We start from the raw sequence: 20,938 nt of genomic DNA on the forward strand, positions 1-20,938 counted from the left end.
CGGGTGTCGACGCCCGCGAAGTGCCCGGGGGCGCCGCACCTCAAACGTTAGGCCGCCTGAGCAGCAGGGCCCGAGGCGGCGGGGCGCGCGGCTGTCATGGCGCTGCCCATCGACGCGGCCACGATGCAGCCGATGGCCAGCCATTGCACTGCGCTCAGGTGCTCGCCCAGCAGCACCAGAGCCAGAATGGCGGCCACGGCGGGCTCCATGCTGATCATGATGCCGAAGGCCTCCTTGGGCAGGCGCTTGAGGGCCATCATTTCGAGCGAGATCGGGATGGCGCTGGAGACCGCCGCCACCGCCACGCCGATGAGCAGCACCGTGGGCGACAGCAGTGCGGCCCCCGCATGCACGACGCCCACCGGCACCACCACCAGCGCCGCCACCAGCAGGCCCAGCGATACCGAATGCCCCGCGTGCAGGTGCCCCGCGCGTTTGCCAAACACGATGTACAGCGCCCAGAACACCGCAGCCCCCAGGGCATACAGCACGCCCACAGGGTCCAGCGTGCTGCCGTTCAGCCCCAGCGGCAGCAGCAGGCCCAGCCCGGCAATGGCCAAGGCCACCCACACAAAGTCCACCGCCCTGCGTGACGACCAGATGGCCACTGCCAGCGGCCCCGAGAACTCGATCGCCACCGCCAGGCCAAACGGCAAGGTGCGTAGCGACATGTAGAACATGAGGTTCATGGCACCCAGGGCCGCGCCGTACAGCACTACCGCCTGCGCGTCAGAGCGCGACAGGTGCCAGCGCCAGGGCCGCCATAGCAGCAGCACCAGCAGCGCTGAAAAACCCACCCGCACGGCGGTGGTGCCCTGCGCCCCCACCACCGGGAACAGCCAGTGCTTGGCCCACGACGTGCCAATGCCCAGGGCCGTGACGGAGCCCAGGACGGCGAGGAAAGGAAGGAACCGGTGGAACCCGGGAAATGCGGATGCGAAAGCCATGCGCGAAAATATAGTGCGCATCTCCCGTGTTTTTGACTCTGATTTCAACAGTCAAATGCATCTTTCATTCAGCCTTGCGAGGTGTCATGCCGTCCCCTGCCGCACTTGACCGATTCGACCTTGCCATCCTGGACATCCTGCAAAGCGACAACACCACGCCCCAGCGCGTGATCGCCCAGGCGGTGAACCTGTCTGCCCCCGCCGTGCAGCGACGCATTCAGCGGCTGAAAGAAGCCGGTGTCATCCGCTCCAACGTGGCCGTGCTGGACCCCGAAAAGGTGGGCAAGCCACTGACCATCTTCGTCGAGGTGCATCTGGAAAACGAGCGCCCCGACCGCACCGCCCTTCTGCGCCAGCGCATCGCTGCAGAAGAAGCCGTGCAGCAGTGTTACAACGTGACGGGCGAGGCGGACTACCTGCTGGTGGTGACCGTGGCGTCCATGGCGGACTACGAGGTGCTGACGCGGCGCCTGTTTGAGGGCGACGACAACGTGCGGCGGTTTCGGACCTCGGTGTCCCTGGGGTGCCTGAAGGCGGGGCTACGGGTGCCGCTGGAGATCGCAAGCGCAGCGTAACCCGGCAAGCACCGCACAGACCCGCCTGCCTATATCCCGAGCGTCCGCCGCATCTCCTTGCCGCCAAGCCGCAACCTAGGCCCGCTGAGCAGCTCGCACATCCGCGCATTCAGCGGCGCCACCGTGCCGTGCTGCGCCGCCAGCCGCACCACGGCGCCGCACAGCGCATCAACCTCCGTCACCCGTCCCGCCTCCAGGTCGTCCCACATGGACGAGCGGGCCGTCGCGTCGATCTGCAGCATGCGCTGGGCCACACGCTTGAACAGCCAATCGGGCAGCCGCAGCACAGGGGGCAAGAGCGCGGGCGCCAGCGCCGTGAGCCTGGCTGGCTGAATGCCCGCTCGGGCCATCACGGCCAGTGCTTCGGACTGCAGGGCGGCGAGCACGCGGCGGTAGTCGCGGTCCAGCAATTCCTGGCGCAGAGGCAGGTCGGACAGCGCGTTTACGGGGTTGTTGAGGTTGAGCAGCAGCTTGCCCCACTGCACGGCACGGATGTCGGGCGGCAGCACCGTGGTCAGGCCCACGGCTTCCAGGACGGGCGCGAGGCGCTCGGTGGCGGCATCGCGCTGCAGTTGCAGGTGCCCCGCCGTGGCCCGGTGCACGTGCGCACCGCGCAGGACCACGTTGTACGGCACCATGCCCGCCAGCACATGCTGGGCAGGCGCACCCGCCGCGATGCGGGCCGCGTTGTCCACGCCGTTCTGCAGCGAGACGACGGGCGTACCGGGCGCACACGCAGCCGCCAGTTCACGCGCGGCGGATTCGGTGGCGCCGCTTTTCACGCACAGCAGGACGATGCTGTCAGCGCCCGGCGCCGCCTCCGCCAGGCTGGTGGCGATCCGCAAGCCCGTGGCGGGCACGGTGCGGTCAAAGCCGTCCAGATCGGTCACGCGCAGGCCCTGCGCAGCGATGGGCTGCAGCGTGTGCGCGCGGCCCACCAACGTGACGGAATGGCCATGGGCCGCGAGGCGGCCGCCCACATAGCAGCCGATGGCACCGGCGCCGAAAACGATGAAATGCATGGAGGATCCGTCCTTGCGAAAAACAGGCCGTTGCACAGGGCCCGCCGCACATTGTGCAGACCCCGGCAGTCAACGGTCTGGCGCCCAGGCGACGCCAGGTCCACAACGCAATATCACAGTATTTCCGGCCCCTGGCACTTATCCATCAAGCGCCTATAGCTATGCTTTCAATAGCAAACCACACCTGCACGCGCAGACCACCGAGGTGATCCGAAGCGCCCAGCAGCGACCCGTTCAACCCCGGCTGCGCAGGGTGCGGCTGAGCAAGATCACCGGCACCAGCCCCACGGCCACCAGTGCCAGTGACGGCAATGCCGCCTCCCCCAGGCGCTCGTCACGCGCCAGTTGGTAGGCCACCACGGCCAGGGTGTCGCTGTTGAAGGGGCGCAGGACCATGGTGGCGGGCAGCTCTTTCATCACGTCCACAAACACCAGCAGCGCGGCAGCGGCGGTGGAGCGCTTGAGCAGCGGCCAGTGCACCCGCGCCATCAGGCCGGGGCTTTTGATGCCCAGCATGCGGGCGGAATCGTCGAGGCTCAGTGGTATGCGCGCGTAGCCGCTCTGTATGGACTGCAGCGCCACGGCGCAAAACCGTACGAGATAGGCCCAGACGATGCCCAACGCCGTGGCGGTAACCAGCGCCCCCACCCCCCACTGCGGCATGGCTGCCTGTAGCCAGCCCACGGGCAACAGCAGGCCCACCACGATCACGGCGCCCGGCACGGCGTAGCCCACGCTGGCCAGCTGTACCACACCGCGTGTGATGGCGTCGGGCTGGCGGCGCACGGCAAAGGCCAGGGCCAGTGCGATGAACACCGCCAGCGCGGCGGTGATGCCACCGAGGCGCACGCTGTGCCATGCCCATTCCATGAAGCGCTCCCACGGCAGCACCGACCAGTCTGCCGCCAAGGGCCGCAGCATGAAGAGGACGGGCGCCACAAACCCCATCAGCACCGGCACCGCGCACACCAGCCACGCCGCCCAGCGGCGTGCGCCGCGCAGCGCCAGCGGCTGCGCCTCGGCCGACCCGGCGCGCCCACCGCCCGTGGCAAAGCGCATGCGTTTTTGCGCGCGGTGCTCCAGGTGCAGAAGCGCCATCACCACCACCAGCAGCATGGTGGCCAGCTGCGCGGCGGCCAGGCGGTTGTCCATCGACAGCCAGGCCTTGTAAATGCCGGTGGTGAAGGTCTGGATGCCGAAGTAGCTGGCCACGCCAAAGTCGGCCAGCGTTTCCATCAGCACCAGCGCCACGCCGGCTGCCACGGCAGGGCGCGCCAGCGGCAGCGCCACCGCGCGGATGCGGCGCGGCAGCGGCGCACCCAAGAGGCGCGCGGCCTCCATGAGGTGCGCAGCGCGCTCGCCCAGGGCCGTGCGCGCCAGCAGATAAACATACGGGTACAGCGAGAAGATGAACACCCATACGGCTCCGCCCAGGCTGCGCACCTCGGGCAGCAGGCGCCCTTCCAGGGCGAAGGTATCGCGCAGGCCCACCTGCAGCGGGCCGCTGTACTGCAGAAAGTCGGTGTAGGCATACGCCGTGACGTAGGCGGGCATGGCCAGGGGCAGCAGCAGCAGCCACTCGAACATGCGGCGACCGGGGAAGTCAAACAGCGTGACGGCCGCTGCCGTGCCCGTGCCCACAATGGCCGCGCCCAGGGCGACCAGCAGGCTCAGCCACAGGGTGGTCCACACATAGCCGGGCAGCACCGTGGCGGCCATCTCGCGCAGGATGGCGCCCGCCTGGGCATCGCCCTGCCCTGCGGGCGACAACGGCAGCCACGATGCCAGCACCGCCAGCACGGGGAGCGCCAGAAAGCCCGCGAACAGGATCAGGGGGATGGTGCGAAGGGCGGATAAAGGCGTGCGGCGCAAGGCGAGTGGCTCGACAAAGGATGAAACGCACACCCGCCACCGGCCAAAGGCCCGGGAACGATCAGGAATGCAAATGCGAATTTTAAGCATTCGCCCCCCGCCCACCTAGAATCGGGGCATGTTTCTTGAGGTCTCCCAACTCGAAGTGCGCTACGCGGGCCGCGCACACGCCGCCGTGCACGGCGTCACGCTCAGCCTGAAAGCCGGTGACATCGGCGTGCTGATCGGCCCGTCGGGCTGTGGCAAGACCACCCTGCTGCGCGCCGTGGCCGGGCTGGAGCCTGTGACCGGGGGCGAGATCCGGCTGACCAAAAGTGTCGTCAGCAGCGCACACCTGAGCGTGCCGCCCGAGCTGCGGCGTATTGGCATGGTGTTTCAGGACTACGCACTGTTCCCGCACCTCACGGTGGGCCGCAATGTGGCCTTTGGCATCCACCAGCTGCCCCGTGCCGAGCAGGCCGCGCGCGTGGCCGAAGTGCTGCAGCTGGTGGGCCTGGAGGGCAGCGAGAACCACTTCCCGCATGAGCTTTCTGGCGGCCAGCAGCAGCGCGTGGCCCTGGCGCGGGCGCTGGCGCCGCGCCCACAGTTGATGCTGCTGGACGAGCCCTTCAGCAACCTGGACGTGGACCTGCGCGAGCGCCTGGCGCATGAAGTGCGCGGCATCCTCAAGGCCGCCGGTGCCACGGCCCTGTTTGTCACGCACGACCAGTTCGAGGCCTTTGCCATTGGCGACGTGATCGGCGTGATGCACGAAGGCCACCTGCACCAGTGGGACGACGCATACACCCTGTACCACCGCCCCGCCACGCGGTTTGTGGCCGACTTCATCGGCCACGGCGTGTTCGCCCCCGCCACGCTGGTGCAAGGTGCCAACAACGTGGTGGCGCAGACACCCCTGGGCGAGCTGACCGACCTGGACGAATGCCCCCTGCCCAGCAGCTACCCCGGTGGGGAATGCGACGTGCTGCTGCGTGCGGACGACATCGTGCACGACGACCATGCGCCCGTACAGGCGCAGATCGTGCGCAAGTCGTTCCGGGGGTCCGAGTTTCTGTACACCCTGCGGCTGGCCAGCGGCCACACCGTGCTGGCCCATGTGCCCAGCCACCACGACCACGCGCTGGGAGAGTGGATCGGGATCCGCGCGCAAGTGGACCACGTGGTGACGTTCCCCCGCGAACGGGGCACCGGAAATTAAGTCAAATCAGGCTTCAGCGCTTATCCAGCAAGCGCTTGCAGCTATGAATTTTGATGATTGAACGCACCCCCGCCGCAGCGGCCATTCAGGATTTGCCCTTGCGCTGCAGGCCTTCCAGCGCGTTCAGGTCCACCTGCGACAGGTAGCCCTGCAGGTCTATCACGCCCTTGTTTCGCCCAATTCGAATACGACGTTACCCGCATCATCCATCTTGACGGACTGCGCTGCAGGCGGCCATTCAACGAAATATACGAACACCGCTCAGGATGACCTGCATAACTCCCTGCGGTCTGCGATAGCGCGGCCTCGGGCGGTTCGCTGCGTTGCTCTTCTTGCCAATAGCCCGGCTATTGGTTGCCAAAAGACGCCTTGCGCCCCATCCCGATCCGCACTACCACCGCCTCGCGAGGGTTATGCAGGACATCCCTCAATTTCATTCAATAGTCATTTTTAACAAATTGACTGAAAATTTCCATCCACTTAGTTGCTTCTTTTTCTGCCGATTTCGATCCACCTCCGAAATCAAAGGCGATCCTCCACTCAGGAAAATCAATGTCTTTTACTCTAACAAAAAAACCTGAGCCGTTTTCGTTCTGCTGGCGATTGTTCATATTTTGGGCTATTCCAGCCAAATTACCCGTCACAACAGATCCATCTGAGTAAATCTTGTACTCCCATTCTCTGATCTGATCAAATTCGTACAACTTCAATTTTTCTGTACTACCGAGCAGGAGTTTTTTCTCCTTTTTATTTATTGCAATAGCTGTTCCGTCATAACAGTGCTTGTAGTCAGCCGCTTGAACAAACGGAAGAGACAAAAATTCATTTTCGGACTTATTGCTCGATATTTCTTTAAATATTTTTACCAAACTAAAAACAGCAAGAGCAATACCCAAAACAACAAAACCACCACCAACCTTTTCGCCCCAGCTCGCAAAGATCACAAACAAACCGATGATCAACAAAACATAATTCATATTTTTTCCAATACTTATTTATAAACCAAATATGCAAACAGCCAATTATTTCGTTTTAACCTCACACAAAATCACGCACATAAATTTTATTGCAAAAATAATATTATCAATCACCAATATTCACCACACATTTTCCAGCATGAACCGAACCGAATATATAGTAGAGGAATTTGCTATTTCCTAGATCGAGCAAAGCATTAGAAGAGTTATTCAAAAATCGAAATTTACGCGATTGATTAAATAAAATTTCTTTGGAAGCAAAAATACTTTGCGATGCCTGCATAAATAATCTAACAACGGATTTTTATGGCTCATATGCAAGTAAATGGATCATATAGTAAATTATTTTTCGCACTTACTCACAACTCGTCGCCCAAAGTGTGACGTTTTTCGCATTCAAAGCTCTTGAGTAAGTGGGCAGCAAAGGCTTTCCTTCCACTCTCTGCAGCCCACGCTTCAGGTCCTGATAGGTCACCTGTCGATGTTCGCCGAGTCAGGGATACTCCGACGTTGGATTTTTACCCAGCTCGTATCTGTCGAGCGGTTGATCGATCAGCTGCGGCGCAGGGTATCCACTATGTCGTGCAGGTGCTGCGTCCAGGCGCGGCGGTCGCGCCCGCCCGCCAGCTCGGGCGTGCCGTAATGCACCACCGCCTCTATGGGCGGGGCGCTGAGCGTGCGCCAGATCGAGCCCACCAGGGTTTCGTCGCCGATGTAGCTGGGCGCAAAACTGGTGGCACCCGTGGCCTTGTCGGCAAAACGCAGGCCCACGGGCTGCACCGGAGCCTGCGCCACCACAGCGGCTTGCAGCAAATTGGCGTGGAAGGGCAGCATCTCGCGCCCGTCGCCCGTGGTGCCTTCAGGGAACACCGCCAGCACTTCGCAGCGCTCCAGCGCCTCCTGCATGGACCGGACCATGCGCAGCGCATCGCGGCGGGAGGTGCGTTCGATATACAGCGTGCCCGCAGCCGTGGCCAGGGTGCCGATCAGCGGCCAGCCCTGCACGTCGGATTTGGAGACAAAACGGCAATGCCGCGCTGCATGCATCACGGGGATGTCGAGCCACGAGATGTGGTTGGCCACCAGCATCACCGGCCCCGTCACCGGGGGCTGCCCCAGGATGCGCAGGCTGATGCCCGCATGGGCCAGCAGCTCCATCGACCACACCTGCACGCGGGCGTGCTGCTGGTCGGGCGAGAGCGACGGAAACCGCAGCGCCACAATCCACAGGCCCTTGGCAATGTGGCCCAGCAGCCGCAAGAGGCGCCAGCTGGCGCGCAGGAACTTCACGGACGGGCCTTGCTATCGCAGCGTCGCGCCGTCTCAGCTGCGGTCAAAAGCGACCTGTCCACCGACCAGGGTCATGCGCACACGGCCGGGCAGCTCATAGCCCGAGAAGGGCGTGTGTTTGCCCTGGCTGGCGAGCGCATCGCTGTGTACCGTCCACGCGGCCTGCGGGTCCACAATGCACAGGTCGCCCACGCCGCCTTCCACGATCTGGCCCACGCTGGCCTGCAGTGTGCCCAGCGCGTTGCCCAGCACGCGCGCGGGTTCGGACGTGACGGTGGCCAGCGCCCGCTGCAGCGGCACGCCGCTATCTTGCGACCACTTGAGCGCCAGCGACAGCAGCAGCTCCAGCCCCGTGGCGCCGGGCTCGGCTTCGGCAAACGGCAGGGTCTTGGCGTCTTCATCGACCGGGGTGTGATCGGACACCAGCGCGTCGATGGTGCCGTCGGCCAGCGCGGCGTTGAGCGCATCGCGGTCGCGCTGCTGGCGCAGCGGGGGCGTGAGGCGGGCGCGGCTGTCAAAGAAGCCGATGTCCACATCGGTGAGGTGCAAAGAGTTGATGCTGACATCGGCCGTCACCTTCAGGCCCTCGCCCTTGGCGCGGCGCAGCAGTTCCACGCCCGCAGCACTGCTCAGGCGGCACAGGTGCACGCGGGCGCCGGTGGTCTTGAGCAGCTCGAAAATGGTGTGCAGCGCAATCGTCTCGGCCGCCACGGGCACGCCCGACAGGCCCAGCCGCGTGGCCAGCGGGCCGCTGGCGGCCACGCCCTTGCCCAGGTGCATCTCTTGCGGGCGCAGCCACACGGTGTAGCCAAAAGTGGCCGCATATTGCAGCGCGCGCTGCAGCACCTGGGTGCTGGCCAGCGGCACCTCGGCCTGGCCAAAACCCACGCAGCCCGATTCGGTCAGCTCGGCCATCTCGGTCAGCACCTCGCCCTCGAGGCCGCGCGTGAGCGCGCCCAGGGGGAACAGCCGCGACTGGTGCAGCTTCTCGGCGCGGAACTTGAGCATCTCCACCAGCCCCGGCTCGTCGAGCACGGGGTCGGTGTCGGGCGGGCACACCAGGCTGGTCACGCCCCCGGCCACAGCGGCGGCCATCTCGGATTCAAGCATGCCTTCGTGCTCGTGGCCCGGCTCGCGCAGGCGTGCGGCCAGATCCACCAGGCCGGGCAGCACGATGCAGCCCGCAGCATCAATCACCCGCTTGGGCGCAAAGTCGGGCGGCACGCGGTTCACGCCCACGATGCGGCCCGCCGCCAGCGCGATGTCGCAGGTCTGGTCAAGCCCCGAAGCGGGGTCGATCACACGGCCGTTCTGGATCAGTATCTTCATGATTTCAAGCCAAATGGGCCGCTAGCGCTTGATAGATAAGCGCAAACAGCTATCAAATAAATAGCACTCACACCACGCGACATTTCTCGGGTCGTTCGCACCACAGCCGACCGAATGCCAGTGCCACCGTGGAACCGGCTTTGCCGGGCCAGGGGTGGCGTCCCCCCTTGGGGGGATGACGCGAAGCGGCTCAGGGGGGTCATGCCTCGTTACCAGCAACGATGGACATGACGGCCATACGGACCGCAATACCGAAAGTCACCTGCGGCAGGATCACGCTCTGCTTGCCATCGACCACGGCGGAGTCGATTTCCACGCCGCGGTTGATGGGGCCGGGGTGCATGACGATGGCGTCGGGCTTGGCCAGTTGCAGCTTCTCCTGCGTGAGGCCGAAGCTCTTGAAATACTCCTGGCTCGACGGCAGCAGGGCGCCGCTCATGCGCTCGTTCTGCAGCCGCAGCATGATGACCACGTCGGCATCCTTGATGCCCTCTTCGAGCGTGTGGCACACGCGCACGCCCATTTGCGCCATGTCGCTGGGCACCAGCGTGCGCGGACCCACCACACGCACTTCGGCGCAGCCCAGCGTGGTCAGGCCGTGGATGTCGGATCGCGCCACACGCGAGTGCAGCACGTCGCCCACGATGGCCACGGTGAGGTTGCTGAAATCCTTCTTGTAGTGGCGGATGGTGTACATGTCCAGCAGCCCCTGCGTGGGGTGGGCATGGCGGCCATCGCCTGCGTTGATCACGTGCACATGGGGCGCAACGTGCTGGGCAATGAGGTACGGCGCACCGGATTCGCTGTGCCGCACCACAAACAAGTCCGCCGCCATGGCCGACAGGTTGGCAATGGTGTCGAGCAGCGATTCGCCCTTGCTGGCCGAGCTGCGCGCAATGTCGAGGTTGAGCACGTCGGCCGACAGGCGCTTGGCCGCGATCTCGAACGTGGTGCGGGTGCGCGTGCTGTTCTCGAAGAACAGGTTGAACACGCTCTTGCCTCGCAGGAGAGGCACCTTCTTCACTTCGCGGTCGTTCACGCTCACGAAGTTGGCCGCCGTGTCGAGGATGTGCGTGACGATGTCGCGCGGCAGGCCCTCGATGGACAGCAGGTGGATGAGTTCGCCGTTGCCGTTGAGTTGGGGGTTGCGCTTGTGCAGCACGGTCAGGCCTCTTTGACTTGGAATTGGAAGGTGCCGCCGTCGTCGCGCGCCAGGGCCAGCGACTGGGCAGCAGGCAGGGCCACACGCGCAGCGGCAAAGTCGGCCTGCACGGGCAGCTCGCGCCCACCCCGGTCCACCAGAACGGCCAGGCGCACGCTGGCGGGGCGGCCGTAGTCAAACAGCTCGTTGAGCACGGCGCGAATGGTGCGGCCGGTGTAGAGCACGTCGTCGAGCACCAGCACGTCGGCACCGTTCACATCGAACGGCAGCGCGGTCTGCGCGCTGGCCGACAGGCCACGCTGGGCGAAGTCGTCGCGGTGCATCACCGACGACAGCACGCCTGCGGGCCCTTCGAGGCCCAGGTCTTTTTGCAGGCGCTCGGCCAGCCAGGCGCCGCCCGAGGCAATGCCCGCCAGGCGCGTGGTGGGGGTCAGCATGCTGCGCACGCCGCGCAGCAGTTCGCGGTACAGCGCCTCGGCATCAAGCACCAGGCTGCCGGATACTCCGGGGGAGGGGGTGGTCATGGGAGATTCCTCAAAAACTGTTCCAGGATGATGCAGGCCGAAGCGGCGTCGGCATCCTTGGCGCCACCTGCGAAACCGGTTCCGCCGCGCGACCGCTCGGCGTGGGCTTCGGTGGTGCTGTAGCGCTCGTCCACCTCGAACACCTGCAAACCAAAGCGCCCCCGCAACTGGCGGCCAAACTTGAGCGCGCGCTCCGTGTTCTCGTGGCTCGCGCCATCAGGGTGGTAGGGCACGCCGATCACGAGGGCGTCTGGCTGCCACTCCTTGATGCGCTCGGCCACCTGGGCAAAACGGGCATCGCCCTCGGCCTTGATGGTGGCCTGCGGTGTGGCGCTGCGCAACATGCGGTTGCCCGTGGCGACTCCCGTGCGCTTGAGGCCAAAATCGAAAGCAAGAAAGGTCTGGAAATGCGCAGGAACGGCGGGCTGAGCGGGCAGACCGGTCATGCGTGCCCCGCCTCGGGCGACAACATCCAGGCCTTGAGGCCCAGCAGCGACAGGGCCCGGTCGTAGCGCTCGGGCACGGGGGTATCGAAGATCACAGACAGATCGGCCGCCACGGTGAGCCAGGCGTTCTCGGCCAGCTCCGATTCAAGCTGGCCCTCACCCCACGACGAATACCCCAGCGTGATGAGCACGCGGCGGGGGCCTGCGCCCGTGGACAGCGCTTCGAGCACGTCCTTGGAGGTGGTCATCTCCAGGCCACCGGGGATGGTCATGGTGGAGGCGTAGGCCGACTCGTCGGTTTCGGCCCGGTCCATCAGCATGGGTTCGTGCAGCACAAAACCACGCTCGGTTTGTACCGGGCCACCCTGAAAGACGGGCTCTTTGGTGAGGTCCTCGCGGCGCAGGGAAAGGTCCACCTTGTCAAACAGGCCCTTGAGGGTGATATCGGTGGGCTTGTTGATGATGAGGCCGAGTGCACCGCGTTCGCTGTGCTCGCACAGGTAAACGACGCTGCGCGAGAAAGACTCATCTTCCAGACCGGGCATCGCAATCAGGAAGTGATGCGTCAGGTTGATGGGCGCAGAATCGAAAGACATTCCGCAATTTTAACGGTGAACATGCCACCCTCCTCCGAGCCCTCGTACCCCCGCGGTCTGGTCTGGTTCCGCCGCGACCTGCGAGCCCACGACCAGGCCGCCCTGTACCACGCGCTGACGCGCTGCGAGCAGGTGTTCTGCGCTTTTGTCTTTGACAAGGACATCCTCGATGCCCTGCCCCGCGCCGACCGGCGCGTGGAGTTCATCCGCGAGTCGCTGGTGGAGCTGGACGAAACGCTGCGCGCGCTTTCGGGGCAGGAACGGGGAGGCCTCATCGTGTGGCACGCGGTGGCCAGCGATGCCATTCCAGCACTGGCCAGCGCCCTGGACGTGCAGGCCGTCTTTGCCAACCACGACGATGAACCCCAGGCGCTGGACCGCGACCGCCTGGTACGCACGCGGCTGGCGGCCGCGGGCAAGGCCTTCCATACGTTCAAGGACCATACCCTGCTGGAGCGCAGCGAGGTACTGACGCAGACCGGCAACCCGTATAGCGTGTTCACACCGTACAAGAATGCGTGGCTCAAGAAGATCGATGCGTTCCAGCTCCAGAGCTATCCGGTAGAGCGCCACGCACACCATCTGGCGGCGCGCCCCGAGGGCTATTGCCAACCCGTGCCCACCTTGCAGGACCTTGGGTTTGAGCCCACAGCGCTGTCCCAGCTGCGCCTGCCCACGGGCGCCCGGGGCGCACAGCAGCTGTTCGACGATTTTCTCGGCCGCGTCGAGCGGTATGAGGACACGCGCAACTTTCCGGCAGTAAAAGGGCCCAGCTACCTCAGCGTGCACCTGCGATTTGGCACCATCTCGCCGCGCCTGCTGGCGCGCACGGCGCACCGCCTGATGCAGGAGGGCAACCCGGGGGCCACGACCTGGCTCAGCGAACTGATCTGGCGGGATTTCTACTTCCAGATCCTGCACCACCACCCGCATGTGGTGGGCCAGAGCTTCAAACCGGCCTACGACGCTATTGCCTGGGAGACCGGCCCCGAGGCCGATGCCCTGTTTGCCGCGTGGTGCGAGGGCCGCACCGGCTACCCGCTGGTGGATGCCGCCATGGCGCAGATCAACCAGACGGGCTACATGCACAACCGCCTGCGCATGGTGGTGGCGAGCTTTCTGGTGAAGGACCTGGGCATTGACTGGCGGCGGGGTGAGGCCTACTTTGCCACGCACCTCAATGACTTCGATCTGGCCGCCAACAACGGCGGCTGGCAATGGGCCAGCTCCAGCGGGTGTGACGCCCAGCCGTATTTCCGCATCTTCAACCCGGTGAGCCAAAGCGAAAAGTTCGACCCGGAGGGCAAGTTCATCCGCCGTTACCTGCCGCAACTGGCGGGCTTGTCCGCCAAGGCACTCCACGCCCCTTGGCTGGCGCGCCCGCTGGAGCTGCAAGAGGCAGGTGTGCGGCTGGGGGATACCTACCCGCTGCCGGTGGTGGAACACGACGCGGCGCGGCACCGCACCCTGGAACGTTATGCCGTGGTGAAGGCCACTGCAGCCTGAGACTGCCGCTCACCGGCGCGCAGCAGGGGGTGGAATGCTGTCTGGCCCGGTGGGCTCATCGGGGGTCATTTGCATGCCCTCACCACCCAGCGGCGCACCGGCTGCCAGCCGCAGGCGCAGCCGCACATCGGTGCGGTTATCGGCGTTGGCAATCGCCTCTTCGGGCGATATGGCGCGGGACTCGACCATGGCCAGCAAGGACTGGTCGAAGCTCCACATGCCCTGCTCACCGCTGCGGGTGATGGCAGTCTTGAGTTCGTCGATCTGGCCCTTCTGGATCAGCTCTGCCACATAGGGCGTGAGCAGCATGATCTCGGTGGCAGGCACCAGGCCACCCGCCAGCCCCGCCACCAGGCGCTGCGCTACGACAGCGCGCAGGTTGAGCGAAAGGTCCATGAGCAATTGGCGGTGGGCGTCTTCGGGGAAGAAATTCACAATGCGCTGCACCGCCTGGTTCGCATTGTTGGCATGCAGCGTGGAAACACACAGGTGGCCGGACTCGGCATAGTGCAGCGCGTGCTGCATGGTGGCCCGGTCGCGGATTTCACCAATCATGATCACGTTCGGCGCTTCCCGCATCGCGCGGCGCAAGGCCTCGTCATAGGACAGCGTATCAAGCCCCACCTCGCGCTGGGTGACCAGCGACTTCTTGTGGGTGTGAAGGTATTCGATGGGGTCTTCTACCGTCAGGATATGGCCGCCGGTGTGGGTATTGCGGTGATCCAGCAGAGCAGCCAGGGTGGTTGTCTTGCCCGAGCCTGCCGACCCCACCGTGAGCACCAGCCCCCCTTTGAGAAACGCCAGTTGCTGGAGCACGGGAGGAAGGCCAAGTGCCTCTAGGCTGGGAATGCGGGCGATGACGTGGCGGATCACCATGCCCACCTGGCCGCGCTGGCGGTGCACATTCACACGAAACCGCTCACCCTCGGGTGTCTGCAGGGAGAGATCGCACTCCATGGTGGCGTCGAACTCCTGCTGCTGCTCCTCACGGAGGATGGAGTAGGCCATCTGCCGCACATCATCTGCCGTCAGCTGTTGCTGCCCCATGGCCACAAACACGCCCTGCCGCTTGAGGGTGGGTGGCGCACCCGCCATGATGAAGAGGTCGGAAGCTCTCTCCCGCACCACCACCGCCAGGCAGGCCAGCAAACGAGGGTCAGGGGAAGGAACGGTTACCGGCGAAGCCATCATCAGCACAAACTCCGGGATGCAGCAGGCCCAAGGGGCACCGGGATCTGACGCCGCATCTGCAAGCCACAGGCCCGCCACTTCAAGGCAGGCCTGCGGTGCACTTGCATGGAGACGCTATGCCTCTGCGGTCGCCGCGAGGCGGGCGTAGTGCTGGATGAGGCTCAGCAGCTCTTCATCCGAGTAGGGCTTGCCCAGGTAATGGTTGACGCCCAGTTCCATTGCATGCTCACGGTGCTTCTCGGCGATGCGCGACGTGATCATGATGATGGGGAGGTCACGCAGCGCGCCATCGGCCCGAATGTTCCGTGCAAGGTCGAAGCCGTCCATGCGCGGCATTTCGATGTCGGACAGCACCACGGTCGGGCGCTCTTCCTGCAGGCGTTCCAGCGCTTGCAGACCGTCAGCCGCGAGCGCCACACGATAGCCTTCGCGCTGCAGCAGACGCTGCGTGACGCGGCGCACCGTGATGGAATCGTCCACCACCAGCACCAGCGGAACCTGGCTCGGACCCGCAAGCTGCGGAGACACGACCGCCTTGCCTGCACCCGAAGAACCGTCAGCCTCCAGGACAGGCGGCAGACCCGCACTGGCGGCACGCACCTGATCACCATAGACGGTAGCCAGCGCCACCGGGTTGTAGATCAGCACCACGGCACCAGAGGCCAGCACGGACATGCCGGCCAGACCTGGCAATCGCGACAACTGGGGACCAAGGTTCTTCACCACGACTTCCTGGTTGCCCAGAACTTCGTCCACGTGCATGGCAATGCGCTGCGATGCACTGCGGAAAATCACCACCGGTCGCGTCTTGCCGCCAGCCTCGTTGCTGCGCGAAGAAGCCTGCAGAAGCGCCCCGGACCAGAAGAAGGGGAGCTGCTCCATGCCGTCATCAAAATGACCGGTGCGGTAGGCCGTCTCCAGGTCTGCCGCCGACGTGCGCCGCACGATCTCGACCACGTTGGCGGGCACGCCAACGGCCAGATCGCCTGCGCGCAGCATCACCACCTGCGTCACTGCCGTGGTCAACGGCAGCACCATGCGGAATGCGGCGCCCTTGCCCGCTTCGGTCGACGTTTCAATCCGACCACCCAGCGCATTGATCTCGGCACGCACAACGTCCATGCCAATACCGCGCCCTGCCAAGCCGGTCACTTCGGACGCAGTGGAGAACCCGGGCATGAAAATCAGGTTGGCAGCCTCCGCGTCGCTCAGCTCCGCGCCCGGCTCCACAATCCCCTGGGCCAGCGCCTTTTCGCGAATGCGTGGCAAGTTCAGCCCAGCACCGTCATCCCGGAATTCCACCGAAACGTCATTGCCTTCGTGGTGCAAATCGACCGTGATCGTGCCGGAAGCGGACTTGCCCGCTGCGGTGCGCACCTGCGGATCTTCAATGCCGTGGGCCACGCAGTTACGCAGCAAGTGTTCGAACGCGGGGGTCATGCGATCCAGCACGCCGCGGTCCATTTCGATGGAGCCGCCGGTGATGTCCAGCTTGATCTGTTTGCCGGTTTCCTTCGACGCCTGGCGCACCACGGCGTAGAGGCGTTCGGCAATGCCCTCGAACTCCACCATGCGGGTGCGCAGCAGATCGCGCTGCAGCTCGCGGGCCTGGCGACCCTGGGCAATCAGATCGTCTTCGGCGCCTTCCATGGCCCGTTGCAGGTTGCGCTGCACGGTCGCCACGTCGTTCACCGACTCGGCCATCATGCGTGTGAGCTCCTGCACGCGCGTAAAGCGGTCGAACTCCAAAGGGTCGAACCCAGCAGCAGAATCCTTGGACAATGCCAGACGCGACTGCATCTGCGATTCCGCCTGCACCTCGATGTCGCGCAACTGCTGACGCAGACGATCCAGGTTGCCGGACAGATCGGTGAGCGAACTGCGGAACTGCCCCAGACGCACGTCGAGGCGGGAGCGGCTGATCATCACTTCGCCAGCCTGGTTGACCAGGCGGTCCAGCAGTTGCGCGCGAACCCGCACCGACTGGTTGGCGGCCACACGCAAAGGCGCGAGCTGCGACGGACCCGGCAGACGCACCGCCGCATTTGCGGGCGCGGTCGATGCCGCTGCAGCCGGTATGGGCATTGGAGCCGGGCTGTCTGCGCGCGCCTCGGACAGCCCGCGTGGCGCCTCCACCGGCAACGCAACCACCGTGTCGGCCGAGCCTTGACCAATGGCACGCAGCGCATCAAAATTGGCCTGAATGCCATCGAAGTTCCCTTGCAGGGGCTCGATTTGGTCCGAAGTGACCGTTTCGGCATCCAGATGCTCGATCGCCGATTCCAGCCTGTGGGCCATTTCGCCCAGGCGCATGGCCCCGGCGAGGCGCGAGCTGCCTTTGAGGGTGTGCAACGCGCGCAAGACCTCACTGCGAGCACCAAGGTTGTCCGGCCGCGAGGCCCACTGGCGAAGTGCGCCACCCAGCTGCGGCAACAGCTCCGCAGCTTCTTCTTCAAAGATCGGGAACAGATCCGGGTCAATGACGTCGATGGCGTCGATATCGTCGTCTACATCAGAACCTAGCGCCACGGCATGCGCGATCGCCTCGTCGAACCTGTCGTGATCGTGCACCACCGCAGACAATGCAGGCGCCACATGCCTTGCTACGACGGCATCGGGTTCATTCACGGGTGTGGCGTCTACGTCGTCCAGGTTCGATGCAGGCGCAACTGCAGACAGCTCGGCTTCTGCCTGAACCACCGCGGGGTGCGCGGCCTCTGGGCGATCCGCGTCGGTGGCCTCGTCTTCCGGAGGAGACAGCGTGTTGTCCACCTCGGTCTCGAGTATCTGGCGCAGCTGCGCCAGCACTTCTTCGCTTGGCTCCTTGAGAAAGCCCGCCGCAAACTGGTGGAGCAACCGGCGAATATCGTCGGCTGCTGCCAGAAAGGCCTGGGCTTGCTCCTCGGTGCCACCCGACTGCAGCATCACATGCTGCAAGGCGTGTTCGAGGACCCTGGACAACTCGGAAAGGGCCGTGAAACCCACTGTGGCAGAGCTGCCTGCCAGCGAATGGGCCAGCGCGACTGCGATGTCGGGCAGCGGCTCGTGCAGCTCCAGCGACCATTCCTGAAGGCAGGTGGCCAACCGACGCGACCACTCGTCCGCTTCGTTCAAATAAACGTTGTACAGCGGTATGCCAATGCGCAGCGTATCAATGACCTTGACCGCTTCATCGCTGGCACCGTCGTCCTGGGGCACTGCATCGTGTGATTGCGGTGCATCGGTGGACGTAACGGCGACGGTTTCTGGCGTCTCTGAGGCGAGTTCTGGTGCTGTTTCTGCTTCGTCCGCAATCACCACTGGCGGCTGCAGCTCCACCAGGCTCTGCACCTCCAAAGGCTCCGTTGCTTCAGATGACGGGACCTTCAGCAGTGCGGCCACATCGTCCGGCACATCGGCTGTTACTGCAATGTCGGATGCGGCGTCCGTCGGGGCGGGTTCCAGGTCAGGCAACTCGAGATCCAGCACAAAATCGGCACTGGATGGATCGACCGCACCTGAAGCGGCAGGCGCATCGTTGAGCGCGGCAGCGAATACGGAAAAATCGATGTCTTCCGCCACGTCGCTGGCCACGGCTCCCGCATCGCCGGGCTGGGGCACGTGGTCCGAGATGGCGGTGACCTCGAAATCGGGCGCCACGAACTCTTCGTCGACAGCCTGAGGTGCCTCTGCGACCGCAGCTTCCGGCAGATCCCGCAACTGCTCGTCGGGCGCAGCCACTTCGCGTTCTGCCGCAGCTCCAGCCAACGGCACGTCCAGCCCGCCATCTGCGGGAAGGACCAGCGGCAGCAGTGTGCCGTCCAGACGCATCGCGTCCGCAGAGCGGCAGAAGGCGTCCGCTTGCCACGCGCCAGCCTGGCCGGCGGCAATATCATCAGCCCATCGGCTGAATGCCCGCAACGCATCGGAGGACAGCTGCAACAAGCTCGGCTGCATGGGCTTCTGCTCGGCCAGCCAGGCATTCAGCACCTGCTCCATCGACCAGGCGGCCTCTCCAAACTCGTTCAACCCAACCATCCGCGAGCTGCCCTTGAGCGTGTGGAACGCCCGGCGCAAGGTTGTCTGCTCGGTGAGGTTGCCTGGCTCGTCGTTGAGCACCTGGATGGCCGCCAGGCCATTGGCCACCACCTCGCGAGCCTCTTCGAGAAACACTTCGAGCAGCTCGTCTTCGATTTCCGGTGCCTGCGCGGGCGCGGAAGCGGACGCGGCGACAAGAGCGGCATCAGCGTGAACAGGTGAAGGCGGCACGGCCCGTGCCAGCTCGGGCAACTCGAACGAAATACCGGGATCGAGCGAGTCGGCTTGCGCTACAGCCACATGGTGACCTCCATCGTCAGATGGCAGGTCAGGCAGGGCGACGAGTGAACCGAAATCTGTGGGTTCACTGGCGGGCTCCGTCGCGGGGAAGCGCGGCAGCACGTCGGGCAGAGGCACAGCAGACCGTTCGTCCAGCTTGGCAATACCGTCTTCCAGTGCATCCGACGCGCGCGAACGGGTTTTGCCCATCAGCACGCGCAGTTCTCCCAGTTCCTCGTCGTATACGAACAGCTTGCGCGCCATGGTGCGCTGATAGCTGAGCATGTCGATCATGAAGCCCAGAGCACCCAGGCTGTTGCCCAACTTCTCGAACACCCCCTGGCGCTCTTCCTCGGGCACTTCATTGATAAGCAAGCGCTCCACCATGTCGCGCATGCGGACCACCGCCAGCGAGGCCTGGTCCAGGCCCAGCACCGACAACACGCCGCGCATTTGCGCAAGATGGCCGGGAACCGACGCCAGCACCGCCGTGTCATTGGGATTGCGGAAGAACTGATCGAGCGCCTTCTCCGCCTCTGCGAGCGTGGAACGCAGCTCGTCCACCACACTGCCCATGGTCTGGTTGTCGCTGACCCTGCGGTACAGCTCCTCCATCCACTGTTCCAGCGGTTCGGGCTCTGCGCCAGCGCTGACCGCATCAAGACGCTCGGCCAGACGCGCAGCACGCGTCTGCATCTCGTCGCCGTCTGCATCCAGCTCTTCAAAGGCTGCCTGCAGGTACAGAACCGAGGTTGCGACTTCCATGGCCAGAGCGGCGGAGGGAGGCTCTCCCGAGCGCGTAGTGGAGTCCAACGCCCGCGTCAGTGCCTGGGCCAGGCTTTCACTGCCCGGGTGGAGCTTGCGCAGCGAATCGCAGACCAGGCTGAATTGATCCGCGGCAGGCTTGAGCTTGTTGCGATCGCCCCCTGCCAAAGCAGACCACGTTTCCGTGGCTGCAGCAATCCGCTTGCGCGCCTGCGCCAGTAGCGCGGGGTCAAACCTGCCAAAACGCGCCGCTTCGTAGTCCACCGGCTGGAACCGGTCCAGCGCAAACGCCTGCCGTACGGCCTGCAACGAAGGCACGTCGCTGGCTGCGGTGCCGGAAGGCTTGGCCTGCGAACAGAAAAACAGCAGATCCTGAACCAGACGATCCGCGATCGTGGTGTCACCCTTGGACAGCGTCGCGTACTGCATCAGCACGCGGGATGCCACGCGCTTCACATACACGTCGGCAGGCAACAGGCCCGCAGCGAAGGCCTCAAAGAAACCTGCGCAGATCTTCCAGAAGGAGCGGGACTGACGGTCCTGCTGCGCGGCCACAAACCCGAGGCAGGTATCGCGCAGGCTGCGTGCGGCCTTCAGGTCGCCGGACTTCACGATCCGCAAGACAGCAGCGTCCAGACGTGCACGCGCCTCTGGTCCATACGGAAGCGGCTGTGCTGACACAACGCCTTCGGGTTCCCGGAAGCGGCGCTCCACGGGCCACAGATCGGCGGGGTGGACACGATCTGCACCGGCCAGGGCCTGGGCTTCGCGGTACTGCGGAAACAGCGCAACCGGCGATGCGGGTTTGCCGGCCAGGACGGTTTCCAGATATTCAATCAGCGCAAAACTGGCACGTTCGATCACTGCTGCAGCGTCGTCGCTGCAGGTTTCCGGTCGTTGCACAAACTTCTGCACCGCAGATTCCATGGCCCGCAGCACCAGCGCCGGCGGGCCCATGCCGACCATTTCGAGCGCGCCGCACGCCTGGTGAAGCTGCTGCCGCGCAATGCGCAATGTGCCGGCGTCCAGCGCCGCCAGATCGGACTCGCGAGCGGCCTCCGCATCGCGCACGAACCGCCGCATGGCCTTCACTGCCCCATCAAGCGACTTTCGCAGTTCGTCCAGCACCCAGGCCAAGGGACCGAGATCCTGATCTCCCTGGGTCCCATCTACGGCCGGTGCATTGTTGACATCAATAGATGACATGGATTCGTCCCCGGCTGCAATGAGCCAGCTGGTTGA

15 protein-coding genes are annotated in these 20,938 nt (G+C 64.6%); 3 read left to right on the forward strand and 12 right to left on the reverse strand.

The annotated features are described in order from the left end of the window. Positions 1-47 precede the first annotated feature (47 nt). Complete coding sequence (locus tag KYG_RS02530; protein ID WP_008903251.1) at positions 48-947, reverse strand: EamA family transporter; 900 nt, start codon at positions 945-947, stop codon at positions 48-50. A gap of 86 nt (positions 948-1,033) precedes the next feature. Between KYG_RS02530 and KYG_RS02535 the strand changes: the two genes are divergently transcribed. Further along, positions 1,034-1,522: an Lrp/AsnC family transcriptional regulator gene (locus KYG_RS02535; RefSeq protein ID WP_008903252.1), complete on the forward strand. Its 489-nt coding sequence runs from the start codon at positions 1,034-1,036 to the stop codon at positions 1,520-1,522. Positions 1,523-1,551: 29 nt separating this feature from the next. Here the strand turns inward: KYG_RS02535 and KYG_RS02540 are convergent, their stop codons facing one another. Both KYG_RS02540 and KYG_RS02545 read right to left on the reverse strand, forming a co-directional pair. Then, a complete protein-coding gene (locus KYG_RS02540) occupies positions 1,552-2,544 on the reverse strand; it encodes a 2-dehydropantoate 2-reductase (protein WP_008903253.1) in 993 nt (330 codons plus the stop codon). A gap of 234 nt (positions 2,545-2,778) precedes the next feature. Then, positions 2,779-4,416, reverse strand: coding sequence for an iron ABC transporter permease (locus KYG_RS02545; RefSeq protein ID WP_008903254.1), 1,638 nt, complete (start codon positions 4,414-4,416; stop codon positions 2,779-2,781). A 118-nt stretch (positions 4,417-4,534) separates the two neighbouring features. On the opposite strand from KYG_RS02545, the gene KYG_RS02550 reads away from it, so the two are divergent. Next, positions 4,535-5,614 (forward strand): ABC transporter ATP-binding protein, encoded by a 1,080-nt coding sequence (locus KYG_RS02550; RefSeq protein WP_008903255.1) that lies wholly within the window; start codon positions 4,535-4,537, stop codon positions 5,612-5,614. Positions 5,615-6,051: 437 nt separating this feature from the next. Here KYG_RS02550 and KYG_RS02555 read toward each other — a convergent pair whose 3' ends face one another. From KYG_RS02555 to KYG_RS02585, 7 genes are all read right to left on the reverse strand, one after another. Beyond that, on the reverse strand, positions 6,052-6,591 hold the full coding sequence (locus KYG_RS02555; RefSeq protein WP_008903256.1) for a DUF4755 domain-containing protein: 540 nt from the start codon (positions 6,589-6,591) through the stop codon (positions 6,052-6,054). Between the two features lie 552 nt (positions 6,592-7,143). After that, on the reverse strand, positions 7,144-7,881 hold the full coding sequence (locus KYG_RS02560) for a 1-acyl-sn-glycerol-3-phosphate acyltransferase (protein ID WP_008903257.1): 738 nt from the start codon (positions 7,879-7,881) through the stop codon (positions 7,144-7,146). 33 nt (positions 7,882-7,914) lie between these two features. Further along, positions 7,915-9,210: a dihydroorotase gene (locus tag KYG_RS02565; protein WP_008903258.1), complete on the reverse strand. Its 1,296-nt coding sequence runs from the start codon at positions 9,208-9,210 to the stop codon at positions 7,915-7,917. Positions 9,211-9,409: 199 nt separating this feature from the next. Next, positions 9,410-10,372, reverse strand: a complete 963-nt coding sequence (locus KYG_RS02570; RefSeq protein ID WP_008903259.1) for an aspartate carbamoyltransferase catalytic subunit — start codon at positions 10,370-10,372, stop codon at positions 9,410-9,412. Between the two features lie 2 nt (positions 10,373-10,374). Beyond that, positions 10,375-10,896 carry a bifunctional pyr operon transcriptional regulator/uracil phosphoribosyltransferase PyrR gene (gene pyrR, locus KYG_RS02575; RefSeq protein ID WP_008903260.1) on the reverse strand — a complete coding sequence of 174 codons (522 nt, stop codon included), beginning with the start codon at positions 10,894-10,896 and terminating at the stop codon, positions 10,375-10,377. Further along, positions 10,893-11,342 carry a Holliday junction resolvase RuvX gene (gene ruvX, locus KYG_RS02580; RefSeq protein ID WP_008903261.1) on the reverse strand — a complete coding sequence of 150 codons (450 nt, stop codon included), beginning with the start codon at positions 11,340-11,342 and terminating at the stop codon, positions 10,893-10,895. Before ruvX ends, pyrR begins: the two co-directional genes overlap by 4 nt. After that, positions 11,339-11,938 carry a YqgE/AlgH family protein gene (locus tag KYG_RS02585; protein WP_008903262.1) on the reverse strand — a complete coding sequence of 200 codons (600 nt, stop codon included), beginning with the start codon at positions 11,936-11,938 and terminating at the stop codon, positions 11,339-11,341. The genes ruvX and KYG_RS02585 overlap by 4 nt, the downstream gene beginning before the upstream one ends. Before the next feature lie 21 nt (positions 11,939-11,959). Between KYG_RS02585 and KYG_RS02590 the strand changes: the two genes are divergently transcribed. After that, complete coding sequence (locus KYG_RS02590; RefSeq protein WP_034692836.1) at positions 11,960-13,444, forward strand: deoxyribodipyrimidine photo-lyase; 1,485 nt, start codon at positions 11,960-11,962, stop codon at positions 13,442-13,444. Positions 13,445-13,453: 9 nt separating this feature from the next. Here KYG_RS02590 and KYG_RS02595 read toward each other — a convergent pair whose 3' ends face one another. Next, positions 13,454-14,632: a PilT/PilU family type 4a pilus ATPase gene (locus tag KYG_RS02595; protein ID WP_050813784.1), complete on the reverse strand. Its 1,179-nt coding sequence runs from the start codon at positions 14,630-14,632 to the stop codon at positions 13,454-13,456. Between the two features lie 117 nt (positions 14,633-14,749). Then, on the reverse strand, positions 14,750-20,902 hold the full coding sequence (locus tag KYG_RS02600) for an Hpt domain-containing protein (RefSeq protein WP_034692838.1): 6,153 nt from the start codon (positions 20,900-20,902) through the stop codon (positions 14,750-14,752). Between the last annotated feature and the right edge of the window lie 36 nt (positions 20,903-20,938).

It is taken from the genome of Acidovorax sp. NO-1, assembly GCF_000238595.1.
Classification (GTDB): Bacteria; Pseudomonadota; Gammaproteobacteria; order Burkholderiales; family Burkholderiaceae_C; genus Acidovorax.